At 50.3% G+C, this 1,486-nt stretch carries 16 tRNA genes; all 16 read left to right on the forward strand.

The features are described 5' to 3' along the window. Window positions 1-3 precede the first annotated feature (3 nt). Window positions 4-76 (forward strand) — tRNA-Val (locus tag NGM66_RS14200). Window positions 77-79: 3 nt separating this feature from the next. Beyond that, window positions 80-152: transfer RNA gene (locus tag NGM66_RS14205), tRNA-Lys, on the forward strand. A 48-nt stretch (window positions 153-200) separates the two neighbouring features. Then, window positions 201-273: transfer RNA gene (locus NGM66_RS14210), tRNA-Thr, on the forward strand. Between the two features lie 4 nt (window positions 274-277). Then, window positions 278-349 (forward strand) — tRNA-Gly (locus NGM66_RS14215). A 36-nt stretch (window positions 350-385) separates the two neighbouring features. After that, window positions 386-459, forward strand: a tRNA-Arg gene (locus NGM66_RS14220). A gap of 6 nt (window positions 460-465) precedes the next feature. Further along, a tRNA-Pro gene (locus NGM66_RS14225) sits at window positions 466-539 on the forward strand. Between the two features lie 28 nt (window positions 540-567). Continuing rightward, a tRNA-Met gene (locus tag NGM66_RS14230) sits at window positions 568-641 on the forward strand. Between the two features lie 14 nt (window positions 642-655). Continuing rightward, window positions 656-729 (forward strand) — tRNA-Ile (locus NGM66_RS14235). Between the two features lie 31 nt (window positions 730-760). Then, window positions 761-850: transfer RNA gene (locus NGM66_RS14240), tRNA-Ser, on the forward strand. Window positions 851-860: 10 nt separating this feature from the next. Then, window positions 861-934, forward strand: a tRNA-Met gene (locus NGM66_RS14245). A gap of 3 nt (window positions 935-937) precedes the next feature. Then, window positions 938-1,012, forward strand: a tRNA-Asp gene (locus tag NGM66_RS14250). A gap of 53 nt (window positions 1,013-1,065) precedes the next feature. Further along, a tRNA-Phe gene (locus NGM66_RS14255) sits at window positions 1,066-1,138 on the forward strand. A gap of 21 nt (window positions 1,139-1,159) precedes the next feature. Further along, window positions 1,160-1,230 (forward strand) — tRNA-Gly (locus NGM66_RS14260). A 6-nt stretch (window positions 1,231-1,236) separates the two neighbouring features. After that, window positions 1,237-1,311 (forward strand) — tRNA-Ile (locus NGM66_RS14265). Between the two features lie 4 nt (window positions 1,312-1,315). Beyond that, window positions 1,316-1,403, forward strand: a tRNA-Ser gene (locus NGM66_RS14270). Window positions 1,404-1,412: 9 nt separating this feature from the next. Further along, window positions 1,413-1,485 (forward strand) — tRNA-Glu (locus tag NGM66_RS14275). Window position 1,486: the final 1 nt, after the last annotated feature.

Here is a 1,486-nt window from a genome sequence, read left to right on the forward strand (position 1 = left end):
TTTGGAGGATTAGCTCAGTTGGGAGAGCGTCTGCCTTACAAGCAGAGGGTCACAGGTTCGAGCCCTGTATCCTCCATTTGAGCCGTTAGCTCAGTTGGTAGAGCATCTGACTTTTAATCAGAGGGTCGACAGTTCGAGACTGTCACGGCTCATTCGCCTTCGGGCGTTTGGCAATTAGATATTGAACAGATACTGGCTATGCCGACTTAGCTCAGTTGGTAGAGCACCTGTCTTGTAAACAGGGGGTCGGAAGTTCGAATCTTCTAGTCGGCATTTTGCGGAAGTAGTTCAGTGGTAGAACATCACCTTGCCATGGTGGGGGTCGCGGGTTCGAATCCCGTCTTCCGCTTCGTACCGAGAGGTACAAAGCATCAATCATCATTTTGCACCCATAGCGCAACTGGATAGAGTGTCTGACTACGAATCAGAAGGTTGTAGGTTCGACTCCTACTGGGTGCATTTTAACGGGAAGTAGCTCAGCTTGGTAGAGCACCTGGTTTGGGACCAGGGGGTCGCAGGTTCGAATCCTGTCTTCCCGATTAAATAAATAAAATTTATTTAACACTTCGCGGTGTAGCTCAGCTGGCTAGAGCGTTCGGTTCATACCCGAGAGGTCGAGGGTTCGATCCCCCCCGCCGCGATTTAGACTTGAACTGGACCTTTAGCTCAGTTGGTTAGAGCAAACGGCTCATAACCGTTCGGTCGTAGGTTCGAGTCCTACAAGGTCCATCACCAGAGGGCACTTGTATGTGTTATTTATGGAGGATTACCCAAGTCTGGCTGAAGGGAACGGTCTTGAAAACCGTCAGGTGAGTAAAATCACGCGAGAGTTCGAATCTCTCATCCTCCTTTTATATTATCGCGGGATGGAGCAGTCTGGTAGCTCGTCGGGCTCATAACCCGAAGGTCGTAGGTTCAAACCCTACTCCCGCAATTTGGTCCGTTGGTCTAGTTGGTTTAGGACGCCTGCCTGTCACGCAGGAGATCACGAGTTCGAGTCTCGTACGGACCGTTACTATGTTTGGTTACCCGGATGTAGTAATCATAACTTCTGAATGGTTAAATGGCTCGGTAGCTCAGTCGGTAGAGCAATGGATTGAAGCTCCATGTGTCGGCGGTTCGATTCCGTCCCGCGCCATTAAATATATCTCATTATATTGCGGGTATAGTTTAGTGGTAAAACCACAGCCTTCCAAGCTGTTGTCGCGAGTTCGATTCTCGTTACCCGCTTTATATGGGCCTATAGCTCAGCTGGTTTAGAGCGCACGCCTGATAAGCGTGAGGTCGATGGTTCGAGTCCATTTAGGCCCATTATGGAGAAGTACTCAAGTGGCTGAAGAGGTGCCCCTGCTAAGGGTATAGGTCGCGGAAGCGGCGCGAGAGTTCGAATCTCTCCTTCTCCGTTTAGTTATGACCCGTTGGTCAAGTGGTTTAAGACACCGCCCTTTCACGGCGGTAACATGGGTTCGAATCCCGTACGGGTCAT

The organism is Levilactobacillus yiduensis (genome assembly GCF_024718525.1).
In the GTDB taxonomy this organism is placed as follows: domain Bacteria; phylum Bacillota; class Bacilli; order Lactobacillales; family Lactobacillaceae; genus Levilactobacillus; species Levilactobacillus yiduensis.